Annotated in this window: 21 protein-coding genes and 2 pseudogenes; 9 read left to right on the forward strand and 14 right to left on the reverse strand. The window is 68.4% G+C overall.

The window, feature by feature from the left end:
- The first annotated feature begins 24 nt into the window (after window positions 1-24).
- On the forward strand, window positions 25-867 hold the full coding sequence (locus tag ACFVKT_RS35075) for an alpha/beta fold hydrolase (protein ID WP_385739242.1): 843 nt from the start codon (window positions 25-27) through the stop codon (window positions 865-867).
- Between the two features lie 653 nt (window positions 868-1,520).
- Here the strand turns inward: ACFVKT_RS35075 and ACFVKT_RS35080 are convergent.
- The 3 genes and pseudogenes from ACFVKT_RS35080 to ACFVKT_RS35090 all read right to left on the reverse strand — a co-directional run.
- A complete protein-coding gene (locus tag ACFVKT_RS35080) occupies window positions 1,521-2,282 on the reverse strand; it encodes an ABC transporter ATP-binding protein (protein ID WP_385739245.1) in 762 nt (253 codons plus the stop codon).
- The gene (locus ACFVKT_RS35085; RefSeq protein WP_385739248.1) at window positions 2,282-2,968 is read right to left on the reverse strand and encodes an ABC transporter ATP-binding protein; all 687 of its coding nucleotides are present in this window, start codon (window positions 2,966-2,968) and stop codon (window positions 2,282-2,284) included. Before ACFVKT_RS35085 ends, ACFVKT_RS35080 begins: the two co-directional genes overlap by 1 nt.
- A gap of 259 nt (window positions 2,969-3,227) precedes the next feature.
- A pseudogene (locus ACFVKT_RS35090) lies at window positions 3,228-4,319 on the reverse strand (hypothetical protein); the annotation flags it as partial.
- A gap of 532 nt (window positions 4,320-4,851) precedes the next feature.
- On the opposite strand from ACFVKT_RS35090, the gene ACFVKT_RS35095 reads away from it, so the two are divergent.
- Window positions 4,852-5,022, forward strand: a complete 171-nt coding sequence (locus ACFVKT_RS35095) for a helix-turn-helix domain-containing protein (protein WP_385739251.1) — start codon at window positions 4,852-4,854, stop codon at window positions 5,020-5,022.
- A gap of 167 nt (window positions 5,023-5,189) precedes the next feature.
- On the opposite strand, the gene ACFVKT_RS35100 is transcribed toward ACFVKT_RS35095, so the two are convergent.
- Window positions 5,190-5,747 carry a hypothetical protein gene (locus tag ACFVKT_RS35100; RefSeq protein WP_385739254.1) on the reverse strand — a complete coding sequence of 186 codons (558 nt, stop codon included), beginning with the start codon at window positions 5,745-5,747 and terminating at the stop codon, window positions 5,190-5,192.
- Between the two features lie 10 nt (window positions 5,748-5,757).
- Between ACFVKT_RS35100 and ACFVKT_RS35105 the strand changes: the two genes are divergently transcribed.
- The 4 genes from ACFVKT_RS35105 (at window position 5,758) to ACFVKT_RS35120 (ending at window position 8,000) form a co-directional block, all read left to right on the forward strand.
- Window positions 5,758-6,126, forward strand: a complete 369-nt coding sequence (locus ACFVKT_RS35105) for a winged helix-turn-helix domain-containing protein (protein ID WP_385739257.1) — start codon at window positions 5,758-5,760, stop codon at window positions 6,124-6,126.
- On the forward strand, window positions 6,051-6,425 hold the full coding sequence (locus ACFVKT_RS35110; protein ID WP_385739675.1) for a transposase: 375 nt from the start codon (window positions 6,051-6,053) through the stop codon (window positions 6,423-6,425). Before ACFVKT_RS35105 ends, ACFVKT_RS35110 begins: the two co-directional genes overlap by 76 nt.
- Window positions 6,413-6,655: a transposase gene (locus tag ACFVKT_RS35115; protein ID WP_385739260.1), complete on the forward strand. Its 243-nt coding sequence runs from the start codon at window positions 6,413-6,415 to the stop codon at window positions 6,653-6,655. The genes ACFVKT_RS35110 and ACFVKT_RS35115 overlap by 13 nt, the downstream gene beginning before the upstream one ends.
- Window positions 6,656-6,992: 337 nt before the next feature.
- Entirely contained in the window at window positions 6,993-8,000 is a 1,008-nt protein-coding gene (locus ACFVKT_RS35120) for a chitinase (protein ID WP_385739263.1), read from the forward strand.
- Here ACFVKT_RS35120 and ACFVKT_RS35125 read toward each other — a convergent pair.
- Window positions 7,997-8,593 (reverse strand): DinB family protein, encoded by a 597-nt coding sequence (locus tag ACFVKT_RS35125; protein ID WP_385739266.1) that lies wholly within the window; start codon window positions 8,591-8,593, stop codon window positions 7,997-7,999. The genes ACFVKT_RS35120 and ACFVKT_RS35125 overlap by 4 nt on opposite strands.
- 1,055 nt (window positions 8,594-9,648) lie before the next feature.
- Between ACFVKT_RS35125 and ACFVKT_RS35130 the strand changes: the two genes are divergently transcribed.
- Window positions 9,649-11,244: an ISL3 family transposase gene (locus ACFVKT_RS35130; protein WP_385739269.1), complete on the forward strand. Its 1,596-nt coding sequence runs from the start codon at window positions 9,649-9,651 to the stop codon at window positions 11,242-11,244.
- Between the two features lie 26 nt (window positions 11,245-11,270).
- Here ACFVKT_RS35130 and ACFVKT_RS35135 read toward each other — a convergent pair whose 3' ends face one another.
- The 7 genes from ACFVKT_RS35135 to ACFVKT_RS35165 form a co-directional block, all read right to left on the reverse strand.
- Complete coding sequence (locus ACFVKT_RS35135) at window positions 11,271-11,948, reverse strand: hypothetical protein (protein WP_385739272.1); 678 nt, start codon at window positions 11,946-11,948, stop codon at window positions 11,271-11,273.
- Window positions 11,949-11,996: 48 nt separating this feature from the next.
- Complete coding sequence (locus ACFVKT_RS35140; RefSeq protein WP_385739275.1) at window positions 11,997-12,182, reverse strand: hypothetical protein; 186 nt, start codon at window positions 12,180-12,182, stop codon at window positions 11,997-11,999.
- Between the two features lie 153 nt (window positions 12,183-12,335).
- Window positions 12,336-15,323: a glycoside hydrolase family 2 TIM barrel-domain containing protein gene (locus ACFVKT_RS35145; RefSeq protein WP_385739278.1), complete on the reverse strand. Its 2,988-nt coding sequence runs from the start codon at window positions 15,321-15,323 to the stop codon at window positions 12,336-12,338.
- Window positions 15,324-15,651: 328 nt separating this feature from the next.
- Entirely contained in the window at window positions 15,652-18,435 is a 2,784-nt protein-coding gene (locus ACFVKT_RS35150; protein WP_385739281.1) for an alpha-mannosidase, read from the reverse strand.
- A 41-nt stretch (window positions 18,436-18,476) separates the two neighbouring features.
- Window positions 18,477-19,301 (reverse strand): carbohydrate ABC transporter permease, encoded by an 825-nt coding sequence (locus ACFVKT_RS35155; protein WP_385739284.1) that lies wholly within the window; start codon window positions 19,299-19,301, stop codon window positions 18,477-18,479.
- A gap of 29 nt (window positions 19,302-19,330) precedes the next feature.
- Complete coding sequence (locus ACFVKT_RS35160) at window positions 19,331-20,287, reverse strand: carbohydrate ABC transporter permease (protein ID WP_385739287.1); 957 nt, start codon at window positions 20,285-20,287, stop codon at window positions 19,331-19,333.
- A 7-nt stretch (window positions 20,288-20,294) separates the two neighbouring features.
- Window positions 20,295-21,632 carry an ABC transporter substrate-binding protein gene (locus ACFVKT_RS35165; protein WP_385739290.1) on the reverse strand — a complete coding sequence of 446 codons (1,338 nt, stop codon included), beginning with the start codon at window positions 21,630-21,632 and terminating at the stop codon, window positions 20,295-20,297.
- A gap of 319 nt (window positions 21,633-21,951) precedes the next feature.
- On the opposite strand from ACFVKT_RS35165, the gene ACFVKT_RS35170 reads away from it, so the two are divergent.
- Both ACFVKT_RS35170 and ACFVKT_RS35175 read left to right on the forward strand, forming a co-directional pair.
- A complete protein-coding gene (locus ACFVKT_RS35170) occupies window positions 21,952-22,953 on the forward strand; it encodes a LacI family DNA-binding transcriptional regulator (RefSeq protein ID WP_385739293.1) in 1,002 nt (333 codons plus the stop codon).
- A 433-nt stretch (window positions 22,954-23,386) separates the two neighbouring features.
- Window positions 23,387-23,554: pseudogene (locus ACFVKT_RS35175) on the forward strand (IS630 family transposase); the annotation flags it as partial.
- A gap of 201 nt (window positions 23,555-23,755) precedes the next feature.
- On the opposite strand, the gene ACFVKT_RS35180 reads toward ACFVKT_RS35175, so the two are convergent.
- Together ACFVKT_RS35180 and ACFVKT_RS35185 are read right to left on the reverse strand one after the other, a co-directional pair.
- Window positions 23,756-24,484 (reverse strand): spermidine synthase, encoded by a 729-nt coding sequence (locus ACFVKT_RS35180; RefSeq protein ID WP_385739296.1) that lies wholly within the window; start codon window positions 24,482-24,484, stop codon window positions 23,756-23,758.
- A gap of 129 nt (window positions 24,485-24,613) precedes the next feature.
- The gene (locus ACFVKT_RS35185) at window positions 24,614-26,299 is read right to left on the reverse strand and encodes a ribonuclease J (RefSeq protein WP_385739299.1); all 1,686 of its coding nucleotides are present in this window, start codon (window positions 26,297-26,299) and stop codon (window positions 24,614-24,616) included.
- Window positions 26,300-26,407: the final 108 nt, after the last annotated feature.

Genomic DNA, 26,407 nt, shown 5'->3' on the forward strand with positions numbered 1-26,407 from the left:
CCGGCGCCAGACGAAGGACGGCCGATGCCGATCAGTGTGATCAACGGGATCCACCTCAGTTACGAGGAGTACGGCACCGGCGACCCGGTCGTGCTCATCGCCGGCACGGGCTCGCGCGGCCGGACCTTCCGGGCGCACCAGGTGCCCGCGCTCAACCACGCCGGCTACCGCGCGATCACCCTGGACAACCGGGGGGTGCCGCCGACCGATGTGTGCCCGGAGGGGTTCACGCTGGCAGACATGACCGCCGACGTCGTGGGACTCATCGAGCACCTCGACGTCGGCCCCTGCCGCCTCGTCGGCTTCTCCCTGGGGGCGATCATCGCGCAGGAAGTCGCGCTGGCCCGCCCGGACTTGATCGACCAGGCCGTGCTGATGGGCACGCGCGGCCGCACGGACGCCCTGCGCGAGGCGCTGGCTGCGGCCGAACTGGAGCGCTACGACCAAGGCGTCAAGCTACCGCCCCGCTACGAGGCGGCCGTCAGCCTGCTCCGCTGGTTCTCCCCCCGCACCCTGCGCGATGACCAGACGGTCCGCGACTGGCTGGACATCTTCGAAATGTCCCCACCCAGCGAGTCGCTGAGCCGCTCCCAACTGACGATGGACCTGCTGCCGGGCCGCCTGCACGACTACCGCCGCATCGAGCCCGAATGCCTGATCCTCGCCTTCTCAGACGACGTGGTGACCCCACCACATCTGGGCCGAGAGGTCGCCGAGACCATTCCCCGCGGCACCTACCGGGAAATCACCGACTGCGGCCACTACGGTCACCTGGAGAACCCGAACGCGGTGAACGCGGCGATCGTCGACTTTTTCGGCCGGAGCGCAAACTTGCCGGGATCTGGTCGGCGGTCTTGGCCCGGGTGAATGGTTTGAGGCGAAGCGCAACACCCGTGCGCCGGACACGGGAACAGAAAATCGGGTGCCCACGCCGAAGTGCTCGCATCCGATCACGACACCCGGGTCCAGAAACCGAGACAAGATCCCCGATCCCCGGGGTGCGCGGTTGGTCGTCGCGGCGGTGGTTGCGGTGAGCCGACAGGGGCGTGGTGCGTCGGCCGCCGGCGGGTGGCGCTGGCTGAGGAGACACGGTGGCGGTGCGGCAAACGGCGCCAGAGGGTGCGGATCGGGGCGATGGCTGCGGCACTTCTCGGAAGTGTGGTGCCGGCCGTCGGAGTTGGGGTCGCTTCGGCTGCAACGAACGGAGGAACGGCAGCCGTAGCGGCTGAAGGTACTGCGGAGTCGGAGGCGATCGCTCGCGCAGCGGATACCCACAGGGGCGGATCTTCCACCCCGGCGGACTCCAGCTCAGCCATGCCCCGACCGGCAAGACCGTCATCCTCGAGCCGACCCACATCCGCGTCATGGCGCGCCCCGGCTGGCCTCCGGTGCCGAGGTCGACGGGAAGGTCCTCTCCGAGGAGATACCGATCGGCGACACCAAGTACGAAGAGGTCATGCTGGGTGCCCGCCCCAGCCCGACCGGATTCCGCCTGGAGAAGGTGCCGTTCTACGTCACCCCTACCGTGTAGCCGACTTGGGCTCCCCCCGGTCTGCCGACGGTGCGTGGCCGGTGGTGCCGCCGAAGTACATCTGGGCGAGGTCCGGGTCGGAGAGGATGGCCTCTGCGGGACGCTGCGCGACCACGCGGCCGCTCTCCATCACCACGCCATCGGTGGCCATCCGCATGCCGAAGCGCACGTTCTGTTCGACGATGAGGATCGTCTTGCCGAGGTCGCGCAGGACCATCACCGAGGTGTACAGCGCGTGCAGCGCCTTGGGATCGAGACCGACGGAGGGCTCGTCGAGCAGCAGGAGGGCGGGGTCCAGCATCAGGGACCGGGCGAACTCCACCATTCGGCGCTGGCCGCCGGAGAGGTTGCCCGCGCTGTCGTCGGCCCGCGTCGCGACCAGGGGGAAGAGTTCGGCGACCTCGTCGTACCGCTTGCGGACCAGCTTGCGGTCCCGGCGAATGATGTACGCGCCGAGCAGCACGTTCTCCCGGACGGTGAGGTTGGGGAACAGGGCGCCCGTCTGTGGCACCTGGGAGATCCCGCGGTGCAGGATCTCCGCGGGCGAGCACCGGTCGATGCGCTGCCCGGCCAGCCGGATCTCTCCCAGGCGCGGTGTGAGCAGGCCGCTGACGGCCTTGAGCACGGTGGACTTGCCGGCGCCGTTCGGCCCGACGATGCACGCGAGAGCACCCTTGTCGACGTCGATGTCGACGCCTTGCAGGACGTCGCCCCCGCCGTAACCGGCGACCAGGCCGCGGATCTCCAACATCACTTCACCGCCTCCTGCTCCAGTTGGAAGTCGTCGCCCAGGTAGGCGTCGATGACATGGGGGTCGGCCTTGATGTCCTCGGGGGTGCCGGAGGCCATGACCGATCCGCGGGCGAGCACATGGATCGGGTCGCACAGATCGAGGAGGAAGGGCATGTTGTGCTCGACGATCAGGAACGTCTTGCCGTACGAGTTGAGCTCGCGAATCATCTCGCCCATCCGCTCGATGAGGACCGGGTTGATGCCGCCGGCCGGCTCGTCGAGCAGGATGATCCTGGGGTCGAGCATGAGGATCTGCGCGAGCTCGACGAGCTTGCGCTGACCGTACGAGAGAGCCTGCGCCTTCTGGTCGCGGAACGCCCGCATGCCGACGAACTCCAGCAACTCGTCCGCGGCCGCCGCCTCCGCGCCGCTTACCGCGATCCGGCCGAGCTGTCGCCAGGAGAAACTCCGCTGCGCGGCGACGACGTTCTCCAGGACGGTCATCTCACCGAACAGCCGGGTGATCTGGAAGGTACGGCCGAGGCCGAGGTGGGCCCGTTCCCAGGAGGGGAGGGTGTCGATCCGCCGGCCGGCCAGCGTGATCAGGCCCGCGTCCGGCGCGATGGTGTTGTCGATCAGGTTGAACACGGTGGTCTTTCCGGAGCCGTTGGGTCCGATCAGACCGGTGATGGAGCCCTCGGGCACCGTGAAACGAGCAGCCGTCGACTGCCTTCAACCCGCCGAAGCTCTTGCGCAGGCCGGAGACTTCGAGCAGGGCGGGGGCCGGGGTGCTCCCGTGGTCCGGGGGCGGGACGCGTTCCGCGTAGGAGGTCAGCGAGGCGAGGGAGCCGCCGGTGCCGATCCGGGCTCCCACGAGGCCGGCCTTGCCGGAGGTGCGGCGCCGGTGCAGGAGCGACTCCACCGCGGGGAGCACGCCGTTGGGAAGGAGGATCACGACGGCCATCAGCAGTCCGCCGAAGAGGAAGAGCCGGGTGTTGCCCCCGCCGAGGCTGTTGTTCGCGTACTCGTTCAGCGGCTCGATGGCGAACGCGCCGATCACCGGACCCCACAGGGTGGCCTTGCCGCCGATGAGCAGCGACAGGACGATCTGCACGCTGATCAGGATGCTGAACATGCCCCGCGGGTCGATGAAGGTCAGGTAGTAGCCGTACACCGCGCCTGCCATGCCGACGAAGACACTGCTGGCCACGAACGCCAGGACCTTGTGGGTGGGCAGCGCCACCCCGATGGTGGCCGCCTTGGTCTCGTCCTCACGGATGGCGACGAGACCCATGCCGAACTTCGTCCGCCTGATCCACCACGTCATCAGCAGTTGCAGGGCGAGTATGGCCACCAGGGTGTAGTAGAAGGGCCAGTTGATGATGTCGCGGCTCCACGACGGCAGGGGGAGTGTCAGTCCGGCGGTGCCGTTGGTGAGGTCCACCCAGTTGATGGCGATGACCTGGGTGAGGAAGAGGAACGCCACGGTGATGATGACGAAGGAGGGTCCGCGCGAGCGCAGCGAGACCAGTCCGAGGAGGACGGCCACCAGCGCGGTGACGACACCTGCCGCCGGGACCCAGAGCCAGGGCGAGACGCCGTCGAAGTGGGTCGCCAGCGTCCCGATGGTGTAGCCGCCGAGTCCGACGAAGGCGCCCTGGCCGAGCGAGACGTAGCCGGTCAGACCGGTGATGATGTTCAGCCCGGCGGCCAGGCCGAGGAAGACGAGGCGGTGCGAGCCCCTTCGTTCGTATCGGAGGGTGAGGCGGCGGCAGTCGAAGAGCCAGGCGATCGACCGCTCGATCCTCCAGCGGTGACGACCGCGGCGTTCGCCGGACTCGATGCCGGGCGGCGTGATGCGCGCGACGAGTCCGCGCTTGTGCAGCCAGGCCAGGTGTCGGCGGCGAAGTACGTCTTGTCCGCGTGGGGTTTGACGGGGGCGTCGCCGTGGTCCTCGGACCGGGCAGTGGGTATGCGGCGGATGAGAGGCTTGAGAGCGAGGCTGTCGTGCATGTTCGCGCCGGACACGGCGACGGCGAGCGGGATGCCCTGGCATCGGACAGCACGTGCGGTTTGGTGCGCTTCTTGCCGCGATCGAACGGGTTCGGCCCCGTAAGCGATCCCCCCTGTTCTTGGCGCGAACGAAGGCTGCGTCGACGATCGCCGAGGTCCAGTCCACCTCGCCCCGGGCCCCGAGTTCGTCCTGCACCGCCTGGTGCAGTCGACGCCGCAGGCCGGCCTCGGTCCATAGCGTGAAGCAGCGTTGCGCGGTGGCGGGCGGCGTGCCGAACGCGGTGGCAGATGCCGCTAAGCACAGTCGCTGGTCAGCGCGTACACCACGGCCGAACACGGCCCGCGCGTCACGCGGAGCGGTCGCCACACCTTGCGGACGAGCAGCGAACGACGACGGCAACGGCGCGGTCGGCTCCCAGAGTTCATCAGGGACCAGACGCTTCGACGGATCGGCACCTACGACCGGCAGGGGGCCGCACGAACATCAAGTCACGTGAGGCGACCTCTAGAGATCTTTAACGGTGCGGGTTACGTCTGGTCGTGACGGTTGGTGTGGGCCGCGCTATGCCGGAGGGGTGAGGTATCCCGATGGCGGTGGACTGACAGCCGAGGAGCGGGTTCGGCGTGAGCAAGTCCGGCTCGCCGCAGCTGACTTGATCGAGGCGGGGGCCAGTGACCGGGAGGCGGCCCGGCGGTTCCGGCTGACGCGGATGTCGGCGAACCGCTGGCGTCGGACCCTGGCCTAGGGCGGCCGCCAGGCGCTGGTCTCCAAGGGCTCCGGCGGCGCCCGCTGCAAGCTCGGTGCCGGTCAACTGCGTGCTCTGGAGGCGGTGTTGGAGGCCGGTCCGGCCACGTGTGGCTGGAGTTGTTGGCGTACACCTTTGGTTGCTCCACGCAGTACAGGTGAACGTTCTCAGGGTTGAATGGGTTGGCCGGGAGGCCGGGTGGCGTCGTAGTGCGTCCGGGCGAAGGTGTCGTTTGCGCGGTGGACGGTGTCGGGTTGCGGTGGTGCCGGCCAGGCGCTCAGAAAGTGTTCTTCCACAGTAGTGTCGCCTTCGTGTGCATCGCCTTCATCGCCTTCATCGCGTCCGCGCGCCTGGACGCGGACGCGGTACCAGCCCGCGCCGGCCGTTGCGAAGTTCCCGGCATCCTCCTCGACATCCCCGCCCCATCGGAATAGCCGCAGGACGCCACTCGTGCTGCAGATGCTCACGTCCACTACGGTCTCCCACTCCTGGCCGGGCAGGAGTGGTTCATCTGCGCAGTGCTGGGTGGTCAGACGTATCCAGCCGGTGTGCGTGCCGGCGAGCACCGTGAGGTGTTCTGGGCCTCCGGCCGCCAGGCAGTTTCCCGCGTAGATCCGCTCGACCGTGTCGGTGTCGTCGTACTCGCTGAGGAAGTCGTCGCCCTGCAGGTAGTACTGCCTATAGGAGACAAACATGCGATCTGAAGTCCACGTTGTGTAGCGCATCCACCGGATCATGCCCTGGCTCACTGACAGCGCTGAATCAGCCGCACACCCGGCTTGGTGTCCTTGGGGAGCGACGCACGTTCATCTGTACCTGGCGGTGCACATTGCGCCGTACGCCGGCAGGAGTGACCAGTGCTGGACGCCGGCCCGCATTGGCGAGGTCGTGCGCCGCCGGTTCGGGGTCGATTACACCCTGGCCGGGCTGGACCTGCTGCTGCACCGCATCGGCTGGAGCGTGCAGGTCCCGGCGCGTAAGGCCACCGAGCGGGACGAGCCGAGGATCGCCGTGTGGAAGGAGGAGCAGTGGCCCGTCATAAGAAGAGGGCGGCGGAGTTGGGCGCCTGGCTCTGCTTCCAGGACGAGGCAGGTCAGGGTCTGAGGCCGGCCAAGGGCCGCACCTGGGGCCATCGAGGCTGCACGCCGGTCGTGAAGGGCACCGCCGCGGGCATCAAACGGGTCTCGATGGCCGCGCTGATCTGCACCACGGCCGGCCGCACGCCACGGTTGATCTACCGCATTCACATGGACCCAGGCCCCGCCAAAGGCCGACGCAAGGGCTTCACCGAGACCGACTACGCCCGCCTGCTCGAGGCCGCGCACCAGCAGCTCGGCGGCCCCATCGTCTTGGTCTGGGACAATTTGAACACCCGCACGTCAGCCCTACGATGCGACGGCTGATCGCCGCGCGATTATGGCTGACCGTCTACCAACTACCGCCGTATGCCCCGGAGTTCAACCCGGTCGAGGGTGTGTGGCCGCACCTGAAGAGGTCCCTGGCCAACCTCACCAAACACAACATTGACCAGCTCACCGCGCTGGTCAAGACGCGGCTGAAACGGATGCAGTACCGACCCCGCCTCATCGAGGGGCTCATGGCCAAGACCGGACTCGACCTCCAACTGCCGTAACCCCAGCCATGAAAGGTCTCCAGCCGCCGACTTTCAAGTGGCGTAAAGATCCCTTGACTTCGGTGAATTGTGGCAGCCATATTAATGATCCAAAGTGGAGGCCTAGTCGGTCAACTCACCGCATCTCGTGATGTGGTGCGCGCATTTCCGGGATTGCCCGACTTGGCTGGAGTTCCACCGCTTTTTGATGGGCGACGGTCCTTGGTATCGGTGTGGATATCAATGCCTGATTGTCACGATGCCGGATCCCCCAAAGGTGATAGACGTGTCCGTATTCCGTCCGATTCTCCGTAGATCAGCCGCAGTGGTGGCAGTTGTGGCGGCTCTGACCGCCGGCATGACAGGAGCTTCGTCCGCCGAGCAGGCCTCGGCCGCCTCGCTCGGCTCGTCCCGCACCATGCCGGCGCACGTGTTCGCTCCGTACTTCCAGAGCTATCGGCCCGGTGACCCCGCGGCGCTGGCCAAGGAGTCGGGGGCCAGCTACCTGACCATGGCGTTCGTGCAGACCGAGGAGCCCGGTTCCTGCGAACCGCTGTGGAACGGCCTGCCCGAGACCCCGATCTCCACCTCTGTCTACGGCAAGGAGATCGCGAAGATCAAGAGCCGGGGCGGGGATGTTTCTGTCTCCTTCGGGGGCGGCGCCGCCAGCGGGCTGGGCACGGACATCGCGGACAGCTGTACCGATGTCAGCCGTATCGCGGCCGCCTACGAGAAGGTCATCACCACCTACGGCATCACGAGGCTCGACCTCGACGTCGAGGGGACGTCGCTGAACAACACCGCAGGGGTCGACCGGCGCAACAAGGCGATCGCCCTGGTCGACGAGTGGGCGAAGCGGACCCATCGCGAGGTCCAGTTCGGCTACACCCTTCCGTCGTCGCCGACCGGCCTTGAGGCGAACGGCAAAGTGCCGCTGACCAACGCCGTGGTCAACGGTGCGGATATCGATCTCGTCAATATCATGACCTTCGACTACTGGGACGGTAAGCAGCACGACATGGCCGCCGACACCTTCACCGCGGCGGACAGTCTGGTCGCCACCCTGAAGGAGATCTACCCCGACCGGAAGTCGAAGCAGCTGTGGGGAATGGTCGGCATCACCGAGATGATCGGTCTGGACGACTACGGGTGCTGCGGCGAGACCGGCCCGCCGGAGATCTTCACGCTCGCCGACGCCAAGGCCGTCACGAAGTGGGCGGGGGAGAAGGGCATCGCCTCCCTCTCCTTCTGGGCCCTGGGCCGGGACAACGGTGACTGCCCCGGTGTGCACGACGGCACCTGCTCCGGTGTGGAGCAGTCCGAATGGGACTACACGCGGACCATGCGCTCGTTCACCCACCGCTAGACCGCTGGCCAAGCCTTGATTGGTGCGGCCGACCTGGCAGCCTGCTCGATCTTGGCGCAGTAGGCTGCTCGGGCTTCCTCGTCGATCTGCTGCTCGTGTTCGGCGCGCATCCCGGTCCGGCCGTCGAGGCCCTCGCGCAGGATATCCGCGTGTCCGGCATGCCGGATGGACTCGCCGAGGACATGGACCATGACGGCGAACAGGTTCGTTTTGGTATGGGGCTCCGGCCACCACGGCACGTGGCCGGGGGCGTCGAGGGGAAGCTCGTTGATCGTCGCGTCAGAGTGTTCCCACGTGCGCCGGTAGAACCCGATGATCTGGTCGAGGGTCTCGTCCTCGGTCGCCCACAGGTCGTTGCCGTTGTGGTCCTGCCACCGGGGCAGCGCCTCCGGGGAAGGGCGGCCGAAGACCTCGCCGAAGTACCTGGCCTCGACGGCGGCCACGTGTTTGACCAGTCCGAGGAGGTTGGTCCCGGTCGCCGTCAAAGGCCGGCGGGCGTCGTATTCGGACAAGCCGTCGAGTTTCCAGAGCAGCGCCTTGCGGTCCCGCCGCAGTCTTCCGTGCAGGTTGTCCTTCGCGAATTCATCGATCATGCGGCATGAGCCTGCCATGGGCTGCTCGTGGTCTCAAGATCCCGTACGTGGTACGCAACTACTGGCAGAACCGAGGCCTGGCCATGGCCGCCGCCCTGCTACAAGAAGCTCGGGAGTTCTGACACCGGTTGTCGATCGGCGGCGACACCGCCCGGTGTTGGCGGAAAGTGATATCGCCGAGTTCTGAGACCACTTGGGTGCTCGCGGCGGGATGCTGAGGGTGCTCTGCGTGGTGAGGGGGCGCCGGTGCCACCGAAGACCAAGGTCGATCTGTACGCGGCGATCCGCCGTGATGTCCGGGCGGGCATGTCGAACCGGGCCGGTGTCCAGGTCCACCCGGAGGGGTGGGTCTTCTGCCGGCCTGACGTTCTTGCGCACGCGTTCTTGTTCCATAGCGCGCTTGACGGCCTGGGCCCGGCGTCACCTTCCTGGATGAGGTCGACACCGATGGATGACAGGCCCTTGGTCTTGGGCCAGTAGATCCAGTCAACGTCCGCGCCGCAGCCGATCGACCCAGCGGCCAGGGCCCCGTCGTGACCGGCGAGAACGCGGCCGCAGCTGCCGACGATCCTCAGCCTCCGCAGGACCGGCTTCGCCAGGGCTTCGCCCCCAGTGATCGTCAGGCGACAGGATCGGTGCCTTGCGCTCCGCTTGAGCTCGGATCTCAACGTGAGATTCGTGAGCCGTGATACGGAACGCCTCCTCATACGAGGCCATGGCTGCACTCACGGCCCCTCCGGCGAGGCCCCGGCGACGAATACGTGATGCCAGCCACGCAAAGGAGCCCAGGACCGCTGCGAGGATCGCAAGCAAGATCAGGAACGGTAAGAACGCACCCATAGGCAAGAGCCTACTTCGCTGATCTTTGGCACCCTCCGATGCCAGCCAGCACGAAGGCGCCAAGGACGGGACCACATGACTGGTGTCAGTTCTCAGGCTCTGGTCCGCTTTCTGTGGGCGCGTACGCAGGGTGACTGTTGGTCTTCATGTGATGCCGGTTGACTTCGTCCGGAAACCGCCCGGTTGGATGGTGGTGTGGTCGACAGTCCTTCGCCGTGAACGAAGTGCTGTCGCAGTTGGATGAACTGCTGTTCTCGTCGGTCGAGGGCGTGTTGGTGGAGTCGGTCGAGGTGTCCGACACGGTGTTCCGGGTCGAAGCTCGTACGACCGCGGGGCGGGTGGCCTGTCCAGGGTGCGGGTGCTGGTCGGGGCGAATACACGGCTCCTACCTGCGGTTCCCTCGTGATCTGCCAACGGCGGGCAAGTTCGTCGTGGTGTCGTTGCGGGTGCGGCGGTTCATCTGCGAGGAGGAATTCTGCGAGCGGAAGACCTTCGCCGAGCAGGTACCTGGTCTCACCCGCAGGTTCGGGCGGCGGACCGAGCGGCTGCGGTCGACGCTGGTGGCGGTCGGTCTTGCGCTCGCGGGCCGGGCCTGTGCCCGGATGACGGGCGCCTTCACGGTTCCGGTCAGCCGGAACACTCTGTTGAGGCTGATCGCCTCGCTTCCGGCCCCCGCCGTCGCAGCACCCCGCGTGGTCGGTGTGGACGAGTACGCCCAGCGCAAGGGGCGTATCTACGGAACCGTGCTCGTCGACGTCGAGACACGTCGGCCGGTCGACCTCCTTCGCGGCCGGGAGGCGGACACGCTCGCGGCCTGGCTCGCCGAGCGGCCCGGCATCGAGATCGTCTGCCGTGACCGGGCTCCCTTCTTCGCCGAAGGTGCCACCCGAGGCGCCCCGCAGGCTCTCCAGGTCACAGACCGGTGGCATCTCTGGCACAACCTGGAAGAAGCCGCCGAGAAGTGCGTCTACCGGCACCGTGGCTGCTTGCGCTCCATGGCGGCGGCACAGGCGGAGGAACCCCCGGAGGAGCTGGAGCCGACCGTGTTGTCGCCCTGGCCGACAGGGCACCGGTTCGCCGAGCGCACCCGCGCCAAGCACGCCCCCATCCACGCTCTCCTGGCCGCCGGTCACAGCAAGCGGTCCGTCGCCCGGCAGCTCGGCATGACCCTCAACACGATCCTGTGCTTCTCTCGCGCCACGACTCCGGAGGAGATGTTCACCGGTCAGTGGCAAAGCCGTGCGACCATGCTCGATGACTTCAAGCCCTACCTCGATCAGCGCTGGCAGGAAGGCTGCACCAACGCCTGGAAACTGTGGGAGGAGATCAAGGAACAGGGCCATCCCCGTGGCTGTGCCAGTGGCCGCGACTACGTCAGCAGGAATCTTCGCGGCAAGCCCCAACCAGTCGGTCCCCGGCCGCCGTCGGCCCGCGCCGTCACCCGCTGGATCCTCACCCACCCCGACGCCCCGCCCGAAGGCGACAGACTCCAGCTCAACGCCGTCCTGGCCAACTGCCCCGAACTGGACGCTGTCACTGGACACGTCCGCGCGTCCGGCGAGATGCTCACCCGACTCCAGGGCGACCAGCTCCCACAGTGGATCAAGGCGGTCCGCGCCGACGACCTGCCCAGCCCCCACGCCTTCGTCAATGGCCTCGAACGTGATCTCGCCGCCGTCACTGCTGGCCTCACACTGCCCTGGAGCTCCGGCGTCGTCGAAAGCCACGTAAACCGGATCAAGATGATCAAGCGTCAGATGTATGGCCGGGCCAGCTTCGGGTTGTTGCGGAAGAGAGTCCTTCTTGCCTGATTTCAGATCTGGAACTCGCTGTCCGCTCAGCTGATCGCCAGCACCACGGGATCGAGGCCCAGCCTGCTTCGGCATCCGTCGACGGCCCGCGTGATCCAGGCGGTCACGGCGTCGTGATCTGCCGCGATCGTGTGAAGCTCACGAGTCTTCTCCTGGGCTTCGACAATCCAAGGCGCCAACGCGTCTTCTCGTAGAACTCGCTCGAAGTGATCGCGGGCCACGTCCGGGTTCCCAATAAGGGCGGCCGCGATCCCGGCGTCGAGACTGTCCCAGAGGAATCCCCGCCGCACCGGCCTCGACGTCAGGTACCGGGCGACATCCGGCAGCGCCGGGAACTTCTCCCTTAGCGCGGTCACGTTCGCAGCCGCCTGTCGGCTGAGGTCGAGCGCCAGCGGCGTGAACTGGTCCTCGGTGCGGAACAGCTCGGGGCCTGTGCGGACTGCGTCCACGTGGAAGGCCAGGTGGCCCACGTCGTGCCACAGCCACATCGCACCGACGTACAGACCGTTGCCGGCCGTCCGCGGCGGGGTGAACTCCACAACCCCGAGCCACCACCCGTGATCGTCAATCCACAGCCGCGACCGCCCGCGTTGGGCCAGTCCAAGCGGCTTCAGGGACTCCCGTGCCGCTGACGTGACGATCCGGAGGACCGGACTGCGATCTGCCATGTCCGGCATTATCGACCGTCCCACCGACACCACCATCGGTCGTGCTGGCACACCCTGCACAGAGCTGTTCGACAACACTGAGCGTCACCGCTCCACAGAGTTGGACCAGAGCCGCACGTCAGGTACGAACCCAGACTTCCCCCGCCGCCCGCAATACTTGCGCAGCCGCAGCCGCAGCCGCAGCCGCAGCCGCAGCCGCAGCCGCAGCCGCAGCCGCAGCCGCAGCCGGCAGCGCTGGGGAGCGCGCCCCCGCCGAGGAGATCCGCACACTGCGCCGCCTCAGCGTCTCCGCCTGGGCGGCCAACCTCCTGATGCGCGAACGGCCCGAGGAGACCAGGGCCAGGCCGCTGCTCCAGCTCGGCGAGGCCCTACGCCAGCCACAGCACGACACGACCTGGACCCGACGGTCACAAGTACGCGAACTCAGCCCCCGTCAGCGCCTCCCGTTATCCGGAGCCTGATCGTGCGCGCCTCCGGGCGCAGCGCGAACTGCGGCCATACGTCGGGGCCGCAGGCGCGGGAGCCGAGGCCGTGCTGGGCCGCGTCAATGATGAGGTGACTGGTCGTCGACGCGGGGAGTTCGAAGGGGTGCTGGGCCAGGGCGATCTGCTGGGGGGTGTGGCGGCTGAGGGTGAAGCCGGGGCGCCGGCCCTGGGTGTCGGGCAGTGCGGTGATGCGCACCACCCGCTCCGCACCGCTGGTCAGCGTCAGGTGCCGCAACTGGGAGCGGTGCCCGGTTTCCTGGGGGCGCGCGTAGTCGACCGAGAGGTCGCCGAGCGGGGCGGTGAAGAGTCCGGTGCGTGCGGCGTGGAGACTGTCGGGGTAGGACTCGAACGGGCCCAGCCCGAACCACTCTGCGCCGTCGACGGGGGCCGTGCTGTCGGGCAGGCCGAAGTGCACACCGATCCTCGGCCACACCGTCCGCCAGCCGCTCGACGGTTCGATCTCGACGCGTAGTTCGAGTTCGCCCTCCTCGACCGACCAGACTGTCTCCACCGTCACGGAGAGGGCGGAGTCCGCGGCGGAGACCTTCGTGACGGTGCGCAGGGCGTCCGTCGCGTGCTCCACGGTGACCTGCCGCGTGGTGAGCCGGTCCAGGCCGTCGCGGCGCCACAGGTCGGCGCTGGACACCCCGGCGATACTGTCGTCGCTGCCTTCGAGGCGGTCTCCCGGTGCCTCGTCGTTGTCGGTCGGGGCGCGGAACAGTTCCAGACGCGGTCCGGTCACGGCGCGGCCGGCGAGACGGGTGAGTGACCCGCCGGTGAACTCTGCGATGCCGAGGGTGAGGGTGCCGTCGCCGGGCCGCCAGTCGGCGCGCGGACGGGCACGGGGGACCGGGCGGCGGTCCGTGTGGTCGTGTTGGGCGGTGGCGACGACATGCCCTGCCGCCGCCCAAGTGGTGTCGGTCGCCAGCACCGCGTCGATGGTGAGCCAGGTCTCGGCGTCTGGGGACACCGTGACCCTGGGGAGTGTCACCCGGGCCGATTCGCCCGCCGCGGCCGCGGGGACGTCCAGCTCGCCCGAGTCCACGGATACCCCGTCGTGCTCGACCCGCCACAGGAACCGCAGATCCGAGGTGTCGGCCGAGTGCCGCAGGTTCGTGATCGCGGCCTTCTCGCCGTCGAAGGCGAAGCGGAGCGGCTGCACGACCGCTTTGTACTCGTGGAGGCTGGGCGTGGGGACGTCGTTGCTCAGCAGCATGCCGTCCATCACGAAGTTGCCGTCGTGCACGACCTCGCCGAAGTCGCCGCCGTAGGCGTAGTAGGGCGTTCCGTCCGGGGCTGTCGCCAGGAGGCCGTGGTCCCGCCACTCCCAGACGAAGCCGCCGTGCAGCCGGGGATACTCGTGCACGAGCGCCTCGTACTGGTCGAACGCGCCCGGTCCGTTGCCCATCGCGTGGGCGTACTCGCACAGCAGGAACGGTTTGCCGCGCTGGCGGGCGCTTTGCGCGGGGGTGCAGTCCAGGAGTGTGGACGAGGCGTCGTCGGTGCCGACCCGCTCGGTCTCCGGGACCGTCGGGTACATGAGTGAGTAGATGTCCGTGTACTCGCCCGTGTGGTCGCCCTCGTAGTGCACCGGGCGTTCGGCGTCCCGGGCGTGGACCCATGCCGACATCGCGGCGAGGTTGCTGCCGGTGCCCGCCTCGTTGCCGAGGGACCAGATGACGACGCTGGGATGGTTCTTGTCCCGCTCGACGGTCCGCTGGATGCGGTCGAGGTAGGCCGGGCGCCATGCCGGGTCGTCGCTCGGGTTGCCGACCCAGCCGATCTTGTCGAAGCCGTGGGTCTCCAGGTCGCACTCCAGGACGACCCAGAACCCGAGTTCGTCGGCGAGGTCGAGGAGGCGCGGGTGCGGGGGATAGTGGCTGGTGCGGATGGCGTTCACGTTGAAGCGCTTCATCCGGGCGAGGTCCTCGCGCGCATGCTGCTCGTCGAAGACCCGGCCGCGCTCGGGGTGCGCCTCATGACGGTTCACTCCGTGGAAGACCGCCCGGCGGCCGTTGACCAGGAATTGGTCACCGCGGATCTCGACCGTGCGGAAACCCACCCGCAGGGCGATGCTCTCCGCCGCCGAGGAGACCGTGGCCTCGTACAGGCGCGGCTCCTCCGCCGACCATGGCTCCACCGCGGGCACGTCCAGCGGGGCCACCTCGGCCGCCGTCGCCCAGACCCGCTCGACGCCGAGCTCGGGGATGGACAGGGTGACGGGGAAGGCCGACGCGTCGGCGGTGACCTCCGGGTCGATCCGGCCCTGCCCGGCGGCGTAACCGGTCCTGAGCCAGACGTCCTCGATGCCCCCGGCCGGGCGGGCGAGGAGGGTGACGTCGCGGAAGATTCCCGGCAGCCACCACTGGTCCTGGTCCTCGACATAGCTGGCCGCCGACCACTGGTGCACCCGCACCGCGACTACGTTGTCACCCGGCCGGACCGCGTCCGTCACATCGAACTCGTGGGCGAGCCGGCTGCCGCTGGCGCCGCCGGTCTCCACGCCGTTGACCCACACGGTGAAGAGCGACTCGACCCCGTCGAACCGCAGCACGATTCGCTCGGCGCCCGACCAGTCGTCGGGAAGGTCGAAGTGGCGGCGGTAATCGCCCGTGGGATTCTCGTCCGGGACGTGGGGGGGATCGATCGGGAACGGGAACTGGATGTTCGTGTAGGCAGGCCTGCCGTAGGCGCCGTCCCCCTCCAGTACCCAGTGCGCGGGTACCGCCAGGGTGTCCCAGCCGTCGTCGGAGAAGTCGTCGGCTACGAAGTCCGCCGCGACCGACGCCGTGGGGGACAGCCGGAAGCGCCAGGGCCCGTTGAGGGAGAGGGAAGGGGCGTCGGTGTGCAGCCACGAGCGCGCCGGGCGCAGTGCGCCGCGCCCCGGTGCCGGGTCCGAAACATACGCGGAGAGCTCGGAGAGCAAGAGGTCACGTCTTTCGTCGTGGGGGCTCGGTGTACGTCGCCCCTGCCGTGGCGGGCGCGAGGGCCGGTGACGGCCGGTTCGTACGGCTGGTGGCGGATGTGGGGGTCGGTCGTGTCCGGTGTGTAGGGCCGCCGACAGGTAGAGCGGTGACAGGTGTCGGTCACGGCCGGTTCGTACGACCCGAGCCGGGCCTCCGCGCCGGTCGTGTCCAGTTCGTACGACTGCCTGTGGGAGACCGTGTTGGTCACGCACGGTTCGTCCGGCCCGCGGCCAGACCGTCTGTCGGTCCCGGGAGGTTCGTATGATCCGCCGCGGGACCAGGTGACGGTCACGACCGGTTGGCGGGGGCCGTGGCGTGCTGCCTCAGCACGACCGTGCGGATCTCCCAGGGCGCGAGGGCGAGTTCGAGGACGTCCGGCGCCGGCGTGGTGGAGAGCGGCCGGCCGAGCAGGTCGACCGTGGTGGCCTCGGTGAAGTCACCCGTCAGACGGGCGGTCGATCCGGTGTCGCTCAGCGCGGCGAGCCGGACCTCGATACCGCCCCCGCCTCCGTGCTCGTCCCCGTCGGCGGGGACCCGGCGGATGCTGGACACGAACACGTCCTTGCCGTCGACCCGTACGCCGCTCACGTCGGCCGGCAGGGTGCCGCCGGCGGATGCGGTGCCGCGCGTGACGAGCACGTCGTTGCGGAACTCCTCGGCGAGGGCGACCGCGTCCGCCCCCTGCCAGCCGGTGGCCGAGGGCAGGACGGCGAGCCGGTTCTCGATGCGCATGCCGAGGTCCTGTGCGCCCGGGGCGGGGATCTCGCTCGCCGCGGGTTCGTCGCGCAGGGGGTGGATGTTGACGCTGATCGAGCCGATCGCGCGCAGCAGAGTGAGGGCCAACGCCGAGCCGTCGTCGACGAGTTCGTACTCGCTGGAGTGGTCGAGGAGGACGGTGGCCGGCCCTGCCGACACGAAGGTGCTCGCCGGGAAGGTCGGGAGCGGGTACTCGCCCCAGCCGCCCTCCGCCGTGAGTCCGCGCTCGGTGACGGCGAACTGGCCGGCGGAGGCGGACGTGGTCACGGGCCGGGGCAGCGGCACGTGGAAGCGCAGCCGGTGGTCGGCGGACTGGTTGAGGAAGGCGGTCGAGATCCGCACGAACGGCTCGCCCGTGCGCAGTTCCACCAGCATCTCCACCGGCGTCGGGACGGTGGTTTCGCCGCGCGTGTCGCGGTCGGCTGCGAGCGCGTCGGGCCAGTCGTAGACGCGGGTGACGCGGAGCCGGGACCGCAGCGGCCCGTTCTCGACGAGCTCGACGGTGACCTGGGCCGGCTCCGACACCAGCGTGTCGTGGGCCGGGGGAGCGTAGTTGTAGCTGTCGCCGCGGTCACCGCCGGCGACCAGGCGGCCCACACCCGACAGGACGGTGCCGTCCGCGCCGGTCACGACCAGGGTGCCGTCGTCGGCCACCACCACCTCGACCAGGCCGTTGGACAGCGCGTCCCCCGTCGGCGTCACGGTGGCCGTGGCCGGCGTGAGCTGTGGCGCCGGGGCAGTGTTTCCGTCGGCCGCCGAGATGCGGACAGCGGTCAGCCCGGAGGCGGGCACGTGCACAGGCACCAGCGCGGTCGCCCGCGCTTCGGCCAGCGTCCGCACCTGCCACTCGCCCGGATGCGCGGCAGCCGCGGCGGCGACCTCGCGACGCAGGATCAGCAGGTCGAACGGCCCGCTGGCCGGCACCTCGGCGAGATGGAACACCAGTGAGCCCGGAGTGAGTTCGTAGCGGTCGATCAGGAGTCCGAAGAGCTCCCGGCGGTGGATACGGCGCAGTACGCGTTCGAGTTGCGAGGCGTCCATGCGCTCGTCGCTGAGTAGGGTCGGGTCCTCGGAGATCAGCTGCACGGGATGGGCCGACCCGTCGGCGCCGGTGGCGACGAGCGCGGTCCCGGCAGCCGGGGCCAGGACGTCCACCTCGACCAGCGCGGTGCGCGGCGACGGCAGTGGATTGGCCACCAGGTAGGCGTCGCTGGGCACTTGGGCGGCGGGCTCGGCGAGTGCCGCGTCCCGCACGGCACGGGCGGTCTGCGCGGCTTCGGCGAGCCGCGCGGCGACCTGGTCGCAGGTCTCGTCGGTGCCGGAGCCGACCACGGAGTCGTGCGCGGTGGACTCGATGATCTTGTGCCAGGCGAGGGAGAGGAAGGCCGAGTCGTCGCGTCGCGACCACAGCGCGTTCACGCGCTCGGCGTGGTCGACGGTGCGCTCCGCGAGGGCCATCCGCTGCTTGAGTCCGAGCCGCACGGACAGCACGCCCGGCAGGATGTTGCCCCGCACATGGCTGCGCAGCTCACCGGTGACGACGGAGGTCACCTCGTCGCGCGCATGCCCGCGGATGTACTCGTCGAGCGTGGCGACGGTGATCGGCAGCTCCGCGCCGGACGCCTTGCGCAGCCAGGCCGCCAGCTGCGGGTCGGGCGCGTTGTGGTCGGTGCCCGCCATGGCCAGCACCGGATCGCCGCCCCACCGCTCGGCCGTCATCTGCGCGTACTCGCCCAGCGCGCGGCCGATCTGGTCGGGCACCAGGAGGACGTCCAGGCCGTTGTCGTAGCCGTCGAAGAGGAACTCGGTGCGCACCTCGGAGCCGTCCGGGGCGCGCCACCGGAAGGCGTGCCCCTCGACCGAGCCGGGCACCCCGCGCCACAGCGCCGCATGCTCGATCCCGGCACGTGCCAGGATCTGCGGCATCTGCGCGACGTGGCCGAACATGTCCGGCAGGTAGCCGATGGTCATGGAGCCGCCGAGCCGCTCCGCCGCCGCCCACCCCATCTGGAGATTGCGCACGATGGTCTCGCCGGAACACAGGAACTCGTCGAGCAGGATGAGCCACGGTCCGATCGCGAGCCGGCCCTCGCGGACCAGGGCCACGACCCGCTCGCGGTTCTCCGGACGCATCTCCAGGTAGTCCTCGACCGCGGCCATCTGACCGTCGACGGTGAACCGGAAGTCCGGGTTCGCCTCAAGCGTCTCCAGCACGGTGTCGAGGGCGGTCACGAGCCGGTGCCGGAAGACCTGGAACGGCTCGTACCACTCCCGGTCCCAGTGGAAGTGGGGGACGAATACTGCGGAGTTGGGCATGGCGGGGCGGACCTTCTGTACGGAGTGGGGGGCGGATACGGTCACTTGAGGGAGCCGGCGGCGAGCCCGGTGCGCCAGAACCGCTGGAGGACGATGAACAGGATGATCACGGGCACGATCGACACCAGCGAGCCCATGATCACGGACTCCTGGAGGAGCGGGGTGCGGGCGGTCTGCCCGTTCCAGGTGAAGAGGCCGAGCGTGATCGGGAAGAGCTCCTCCTTCTGGAGCATCACCATCGGAAGGAAGAAGTTGTTCCAGATGCCGACGAACTGGAACAGGAAGATGGTCACCAGCGCCGGGGACATCAGCCTGAACGAGACCGAGAAGAACGTGCGGAACTCGCCGGCACCGTCGAGGCGCGCGGACTCGATGAGTTCCTGCGGCACAGCGGCGTTGGCGAAGATCCTCGCGAGATAGACGCCGAACGGGCTGACGATGCTGGGCAGGAAGACCGCGAAGTAGGTGTTGACGAGTCCGACTTCGGAGAACAGCAGGAACAGCGGCAGCGCCAGCGCGGTGCTGGGGACCAGCACACCGCCGAGAATCACCGAGAAGAGGAACTCCCGGCCGCGGAAGCGGAACTTGGCGAGCGCGTAGCCGCACAGCGCCGAGATCAGGGTGCCCACGGCCGCGCCAAGCACCGCGTAGACGACTGTGTTGAGGATCCATCGGGCGAAGATGCCGTCGTTGAAGGTGAACAGGGTGTGCAGGTTGTCGAAGAGCTGGAAGTTCGAGAACGTCAGGCCGCTGGTGGAGGCGAGATCGCCCTGCGGTTTGGTCGCCGCGACGATCAGGAAGTACAGCGGCAGCAGGAAGTAGATCGCCAGTACGAGCATCAGGGCCATGACGGCCGTACGGCTCATGTGGCGTTCCTGGACACGGGGTTGCTTGTTCACAGTCCCGCCCTCTTGGAGGTCAGTCGCATGAACCCGAAGCTCAAGACGAAGGTGATGACGGCGACGACCACCGAAATGGCGGCGGCCTGCTGGTAGTTGTTCCCGATGGCCACGGTGTACGCCAGCATGTTCGGGGTGAACGTGCTGGAGATGTTCGAGGAGATCTGGCGCAGCACGGCCGGCTCGGAGTAGAGCTGGAGTGTGCCGATGATCGAGAACACCGTGGTCATGACGATGGACGGGGCGATGATCGGGACCTTGATGCGCCAGGCGATGGCCCAGTTGCCGGCCCCGTCGATCCTCGCGGCCTCGTAGAGTTCCTGCGGGATGGACTGCAGCGCCGAGAACATGATCAGCATGTTGTAGCCGGTCCACAGCCAGGTCGAGATGTTCGCCGCCGACCACAGCACGGCGCCCGGGCCCAGGAAGTCCGGCTTCAGGCCGATGTCGTTCAACAGGTCGACGATCGGGCTGAGTTGGGGCGAGTAGAGGTACGACCACATGATCGCGGCGATGACGCCGGGCACCGCGTACGGCATGAACGCGGCGGTGCGGAAGAACCCCTTGAGCTTCAGCAGGGGAGAGTCAAGGAGCAGGGCCATGACCAGTGCGACGAACAGCATGACGGGCACCTGCACGATGCCGAACAGGCCGATACGGCCGATGCTGGCCCAGAACTCGTTGTTCTGGAACACCTCGACGTACTGCTCGAAACCGCCGAACGTCGTGTACGAGGTGCCGTACTGCCCGCCGGAGCGGCGTACCACGCGGAAGCTCTGCCAGAGCGCGTAGCCGATGGGCACCAGGTAGAAGAGGACGAACGGCAGGAAGAAGGGCGTCAGGAACGCGACGATGGTGCCGGCCCGGGGGCCGCCGACGTCCAGACGCGGACGGCGGCGGCCCCGGGGCGGTGGTGACACCGCGTCGGTGGGGCGGGTGGCGATGTCGGTCATTCTGAGGTCACTTACCCGCCGTGGCCGGGATCGCCAGGTCGTCCATCGACTTCAGCGCGGAGGCCTGGGCAGCGGCGAGCGCGTCGGTCAGCTTGCCGTCACCGGCCACCGCCTTGGACATCGCGTCCTGCAGTGCCAGGTTCACCGTCTTCTGGGTGGGACCCCAGCTGAAGTCGGTGTCGACCTTCTTGGACGACTCGGCGAAGACGTCGAAGATCTTCTCGTTGTTGTAGTACGGCACACCCTTGGACAGCGCCGGAAGCTTCAGTCCATCGGTGGACGCCGGGTACAGGCCGCCCAGCTCGTTCGCCATCGCGAGCGCCTCGGGGTCGGTGTTCAGCCACGTGTTGAACTCGGCAGCCTCGTAGAGGTGCTTGCCGCCCTTCATGAACGCGACGGTCGAGCCGCCCCAGTCGCCGGAGTTGCCGCCCGCACCCCAGGTCGGCATCGGGACGATCGACCACTTGCCGGCCTGGTCGGGCAGGTTGTCACGCATTCCCGTGTAACCCCAGGCCGCCCCGATCTGGGTGGCCATCTGGTCGTTCTGGTAGGCGGCGAACATCTGCGTCGACCCGTTGGCGAGGTCGGTACGCACGACCTTGTCGTCGATCAGCTTCTGCCAGTAGTCCGCGACCTGCTTGCTCTTGTCCGACTCCACGGTGACGTGCCACTTGTCGCCGGAGTAGCTGTACATGTTCGCGTTGTTCTGCCAGAGGAGCCCGTTGAACCATTCGGCGTTGTTCGGGTCGAAGAACGTCATGGTGAGCTTCGGGTCCGCCTTGTGCAGCTTCTCCGCGGCGGTCGCGTACTCGTCCCAGGTCGTCGGGATCGGGACGTCGTACTTCTTGAAGATGTCGGTGCGTACGTACATGGCCATCGGGCCCGTGTCCTGCGGAAGGGCGAACACCCCTTCGCCGCCGAAGCTGGCCTGCGACCAGGTCCACGGAACGAACTTAGACTCGGCGTCGGCGGCCGTCTTGCAGGCCGAGGCGTCAACGAAGGCGTCCTGGGAGCGCAGGGTGGGCAGCTGGTCGTAGCCGACCTGGGCGAGGTCCGGCGCCGTACCGGCCTTCAGGGCGTTGCCGATCGCGCCGTACTGGTCGTTGGAGATGTTCTTCGACTCGACCTGGATGTCGGGATGTTCCTTGTTCCACAGGTCGACGACCTTGTCCATGCCGTTGACGGTGTTCCAGTACTGGAGGGTGACCTTGCCCTTGGAGGGCTCGCAGGAGGCGGCGGACGCGTTGCCGGACGACGAGTCGGACGACGAACACCCGGCGAGGACGACCACGCCGGCGGCCGCGGCTGCGATGACGAGGCGAGTACGTGTGACTGTGCTGCTCATATCTTCCGTTCCAGAGAACGACTAGCGACGGTGCTAGGCGGGGTCGACGTTGACACCTGGAGGCGGATGCCTTCTGGTTGGAATGTGCTTCCGTGAGCGGTACCGTGAGCGCTCACGGGAGCGATCACGGGAGCGGTAACGGAAGGGCTTGTCGTGAAGTGATTGGGATTTTGCGCTTCGGTTGGGCCGAGTGTCAAGGCTCTTGAGCCAGGGGAGCACCATCAACCGTTCGCACACGTGGTCGCACCACAATGTCGGCCCGGGGCATACTCAGTGTCCCTTGCGACGCGCGCGCGTCGGCAACAGGCGGAGGTGAACGATGGCGTCGTCGGGGACCGGACCCCGCCGGGTGACGATCGACGATGTGGCCCGGAGCGCCGGGGTGTCCCGGCAGACGGTGTCCCGGGCGCTCAACGACAAGGACGAGATCGGTGTCGACACCAAGCAGCGGGTCCTTGATGCCGCCCACGCGCTGGGATACCGGCCGAGCCGGTTCGCCCGGGGGCTCGTCCGCCAGGACACGATCAGCGTCGGCCTCGTGATCCCCGATCTGCTCAACCCCTTCTTCACCGAGGTCGCAGCCGCCGCCCTGGACGCGGCGCGGGCGCGCGGCTGGCATGTCGTCGTGTGCGACACCGGTGATCGCGTCGAGGAGGAGCGGGGCACCCTGGAGGCGATCGCCTCGCAGGTGGACGCCGTCGTGGGATACATGAGCCTGGCCGAGGAGGAGATCGACCGGCTGACCCGGGGGATGCCGGTCGTGCTCATCGACCGGGAGCACCGCTCCGAGCGGTTCAGCACGATCAGGATCGACGGAAAGCAGGGTGTCGCCTCCGCGATTCGCCATCTGGCCGAGTCGGGGCACCGGCGGATCGGCATGCTCGATCACGCGGGCCGGTCCGAGCCGAGCAACCGGCACGACTGGTTCGCCGCCGCGATGGACGCCTGCGGACTCGACTCCGACGCGGTCTGCCGCGCCGACCAGAGCGTGGACGGCGGGGAGGGCGCGCTGAAGGACCTGCTCGCCCGGCACCCCGACGTCACCGCCGTGTTCACGTTCAACGACATCATCGCCATCGGCGCCCTGCGCGCCGCCCGCCGGCTCGGACGCCAGGTCCCCCAGGACCTCGCCGTGATCGGCTTCGACGGCCTCCAGCTCGGATCCCTGGTCGAACCCCCGCTGTCCACCGTCGCCCTCGACACCCGGGAACTCGGCGCCCTCGCCGTCGAACAGGCGGCGCGGCTGCTGACCCGCAGTGGCGGGCTCAGCCGGGACGAGTTGGCGGTCCACGGGAAGCTGAGGTTGCGGGAGTCGGCGTAGGGCCGGCCGGTCGCGGCAGCGGCAGGTTCCGTCCGCAGCGGGACTCAGGCCCCGCTGCCGCTGCCGCTGCCGCTGCCGCGGGCGCGGGCGCCGCGTCGGCGGAGCTCTGTGCCTGGGCTCTCGTCGGGACTGCTCGACAACCGCTTAGTGACCGTCGGCGGGCACGCCGAGGTGCGCATTCACTGTGCGGTGGAACCGGCTGACGAGAGGGCGCTGATCTGTGCGGGAGGCTGCCCCGTCAGTGCTCCTGCGATGAACCGGCGCCGGGCGTTGCTCGGCAAGATGTCGGCGGGCGGAGGTGGCCGCCCGCACAGGTTCACCGCGTTGCTGTCCTGCGGCTGTGGGACTGCGCAGGGAGCGTTCGAGATGGCCTGCTCGATGGGTCGCGGACCGGGGATGGGACGCGGCTGGTCCGACTGCCATGGGAGACGCGATGGCCGAATCGATACGAGTCCGACGACCGACCGATCAGGAGGGGCAACGGCTGCAGCAGATCGTGCGGCGGGGCAGCACCAACTCGGTGCGCTGCCGTCGCCCGATGATGCTGCTGGCGTCGGCCGGTGGGAAGCGGGTGCCCGTCATCGCCCAGCCGGTGGCGGCGGCTGCGGCAGGTACGTCCGAGGCGGCCCCCGCGCTGGTGCGCTGCTCGCGGACCGGGGCCGGCACGACCTCTGCTGTCAGCGAGATCTCGCCGGCCAACGCGACTCCGACCATCCAGGGACAGCTCGGGTCGCTGACGGCGAACCCCGCGACGTTGGCTCGCTTGCGCTCCCTGCTGAGCAGCAGGGGAGTGTGCGCTTGCCTACGGCGGGCCCGGTTCTGTCCCGGCCACGTAGACGGTGTTGGTCGAGGTGCCGCCTTGCAGGGGATTGTCGAAGTCGACGACATGGGCCGCTGATTGCGGGAAGACCTCTGCGAGTGCGGAGGTGAACTGGTTGTCCGGCGGATCGTTCGACCACAGGGCGAAGACCCCGCCCGGGTGGAGGTGTTCGCTGAGAGCGCGGAGCCCGGCGGGCTGGTACAGCGCCGCGTGGCGCGGGTGGAGCACATGGCGCGGCGAATGGTCGACATCCAGCAGGATGGCGTGGAAGCGGCGGCCCGGCTCCTTCGGGTCCAGACCGCCCGAATCGGCAGCCATCGCGAAGAAGTCGCCCTGAACCAGGCGGCAGCGGGCGTCCGAAGTCAGCCGGGCGCCGAGTGGGACCAGGCCTCGCTGATGCCAGTCGATGACTTCGGCGAGCGTTTCGATCACGGTGAGCCAGCGCACCCGGGGGTCGTCCAGCACAGCTTTGGCGGTGTACCCGAGTCCGAGTCCACCGACGGCGATGTCCAGTTCGGTGCCCGGCAGTTTCGCCAGTCCGAGTTCCGCAAGCGCGATCTCGCCGGCTGTGAAGAGGCTGGACATCAAGAACTCGTCGCCGAGCTTCACCTCGTACACGTCGGTGTTCGATACCGGGTCGCGTCGGCGCCGCAGGCTGATGTCGCCCATCGCCGTCGGGCGCCAGTCGATCTCCTCGAAACGCACGCTCATCCGTTTGCCTTTCTGACGCACCGTCGGTGCCCGAAGCCGGTGCCTGGAACGCCTCTCCGCCCAGGTGGAGCCGTAGACGCGAAACCGTCCCCGCTGCCGACAGGGCAGCAGCGGGGAAAGGGCCGCCGGTCAGGCGTCGATGATGACGGGGATGATGAGGGGCCTGCGGCGGTGGGTACGGAAGGCCCAGTTCGCGACGGCACGGGCGATCAGCTGTTCCAGTTGGTGGGGGTCGCCGACGCCTTCCTGGGCTGCGGCGGCCAGAGTCTTCTCGATGACAGGGATGACCGGTTCGAAGGTGCTGTCGTCATGGACGAACCCGCGGGCCAGGAAGTCGGGAGTCTCGGCGAGGGCGCCCGTGTCGGCATCGACGATCGCCACCACGGTGACCACGCCTTCCTCCGCGAGGGTGACACGGTCCTTGAGGGACGCCTCGGTGGCGCCGCCGACCTCCATGCCGTCTACGTAGACGTTGCCGGCGGGCACCTTGCCGGTGATCGTCGCACGCCCGTCCACGAGGTCGACGACGACGCCGTCCTCGGCGATGACCACACGCTCGGGATCGACCCCCGTACGGATGGCCAGGTCGGCGTTGGCCCGCAGGTGGCGCCATTCGCCGTGCACGGGCATGACATTGCGGGGCTTGACGATGTTGTAGCAGTACACGAGCTCACCGGCGCTGGCGTGCCCGGAGACGTGCACCTTGGCGTTGCCCTTGTGGACGACATGGGCGCCCCACCTGGTCAGCCCGTTGATCACCCGGTAGATGGCGTTCTCGTTGCCGGGGATCAGGGAGCTGGCGAGCAGGACGGTGTCGCCCTTGCCGATGCGGATCACATGGTCGCGGTTGGCCATCCGGGACAGAGCCGCCATCGGCTCGCCCTGGGATCCGGTGCACACCAGGGTGATCTTGTGGTCTGCCAGCTTCTCCATTTCCTTGGTACTCACGACCAGGCCGCTGGGAACCTTCAGGTACCCGAGGTCGCGGGCGATGCCCATGTTGCGGACCATGGAGCGGCCCACGAAGGCGACTTTGCGGCCGTGCTGGTGCGCTGCGTCCAGGACCTGCTGGATGCGGTGCACATGGCTGGCGAAACTGGAGACGATCACCCGGCGCGGGGCGGTACGCATCACCTGCTCGATCGCCGGGTTCAGGTCGCGCTCGGAGGTCGTGAAGCCGGGGACCTCGGCGTTGGTGGAGTCGGTGAGGAAGAGATCGACGCCTTCCTCGCCGAGGCGGGCGAAGGCGCGCAGGTCGGTGATGCGGTCGTCCAGCGGGAACTGGTCCATCTTGAAGTCACCGGTGTGCAGGACCAGCCCGGCGCCGGTGCGGATCGCGACCGCGAGACCGTCCGGGATGGAGTGGTTGACCGCCACGAACTCGCAGTCGAAGGGACCGAAGGCGCGCCGGTCGCCCTCACGTACCCGCACGGCGCGCGGCCGGATTCCGTGCTCTTTGAGCTTGGCCTCCAGGAACGCCAGTGTCAGCTTCGAGCCCACGACAGGGATGTCGGAGCGCTCTCGCAGCAGATACGGCACACCACCGATGTGGTCCTCGTGGCCGTGGGTGAGCACCACGGCCACGATGTCGTCCAGGCGATCACGGATCGAGGTGAAGTCCGGCAGGATCACGTCCACGCCGGGCTGGTTCTCTTCGGGGAACAGCACGCCGCAGTCGACGATGAGCAGCTTGCCGGCATGCTCGAAGACGGTCATGTTGCGGCCGATCTCACCCAGACCGCCCAGGGCGACGACCCTCAGCCCTCCTTCGGACAGGGGAGGGGCGGCTTTCAGCTCAGGATGTGGATGACTCATATTCCGACGTTACCGGAGAGTCTGCCGAGGTGATCCACTGGCTGCCCGACCAGCCGGTTCAACACGGCGCGGCCGAGGCGATCAGCGGGATACGTTCCGCAGCATGAT

The sequence above is a fragment of the Streptomyces sp. NPDC127595 genome, assembly GCF_042671685.1.
Lineage (GTDB): Bacteria > Actinomycetota > Actinomycetes > Streptomycetales > Streptomycetaceae > Streptomyces.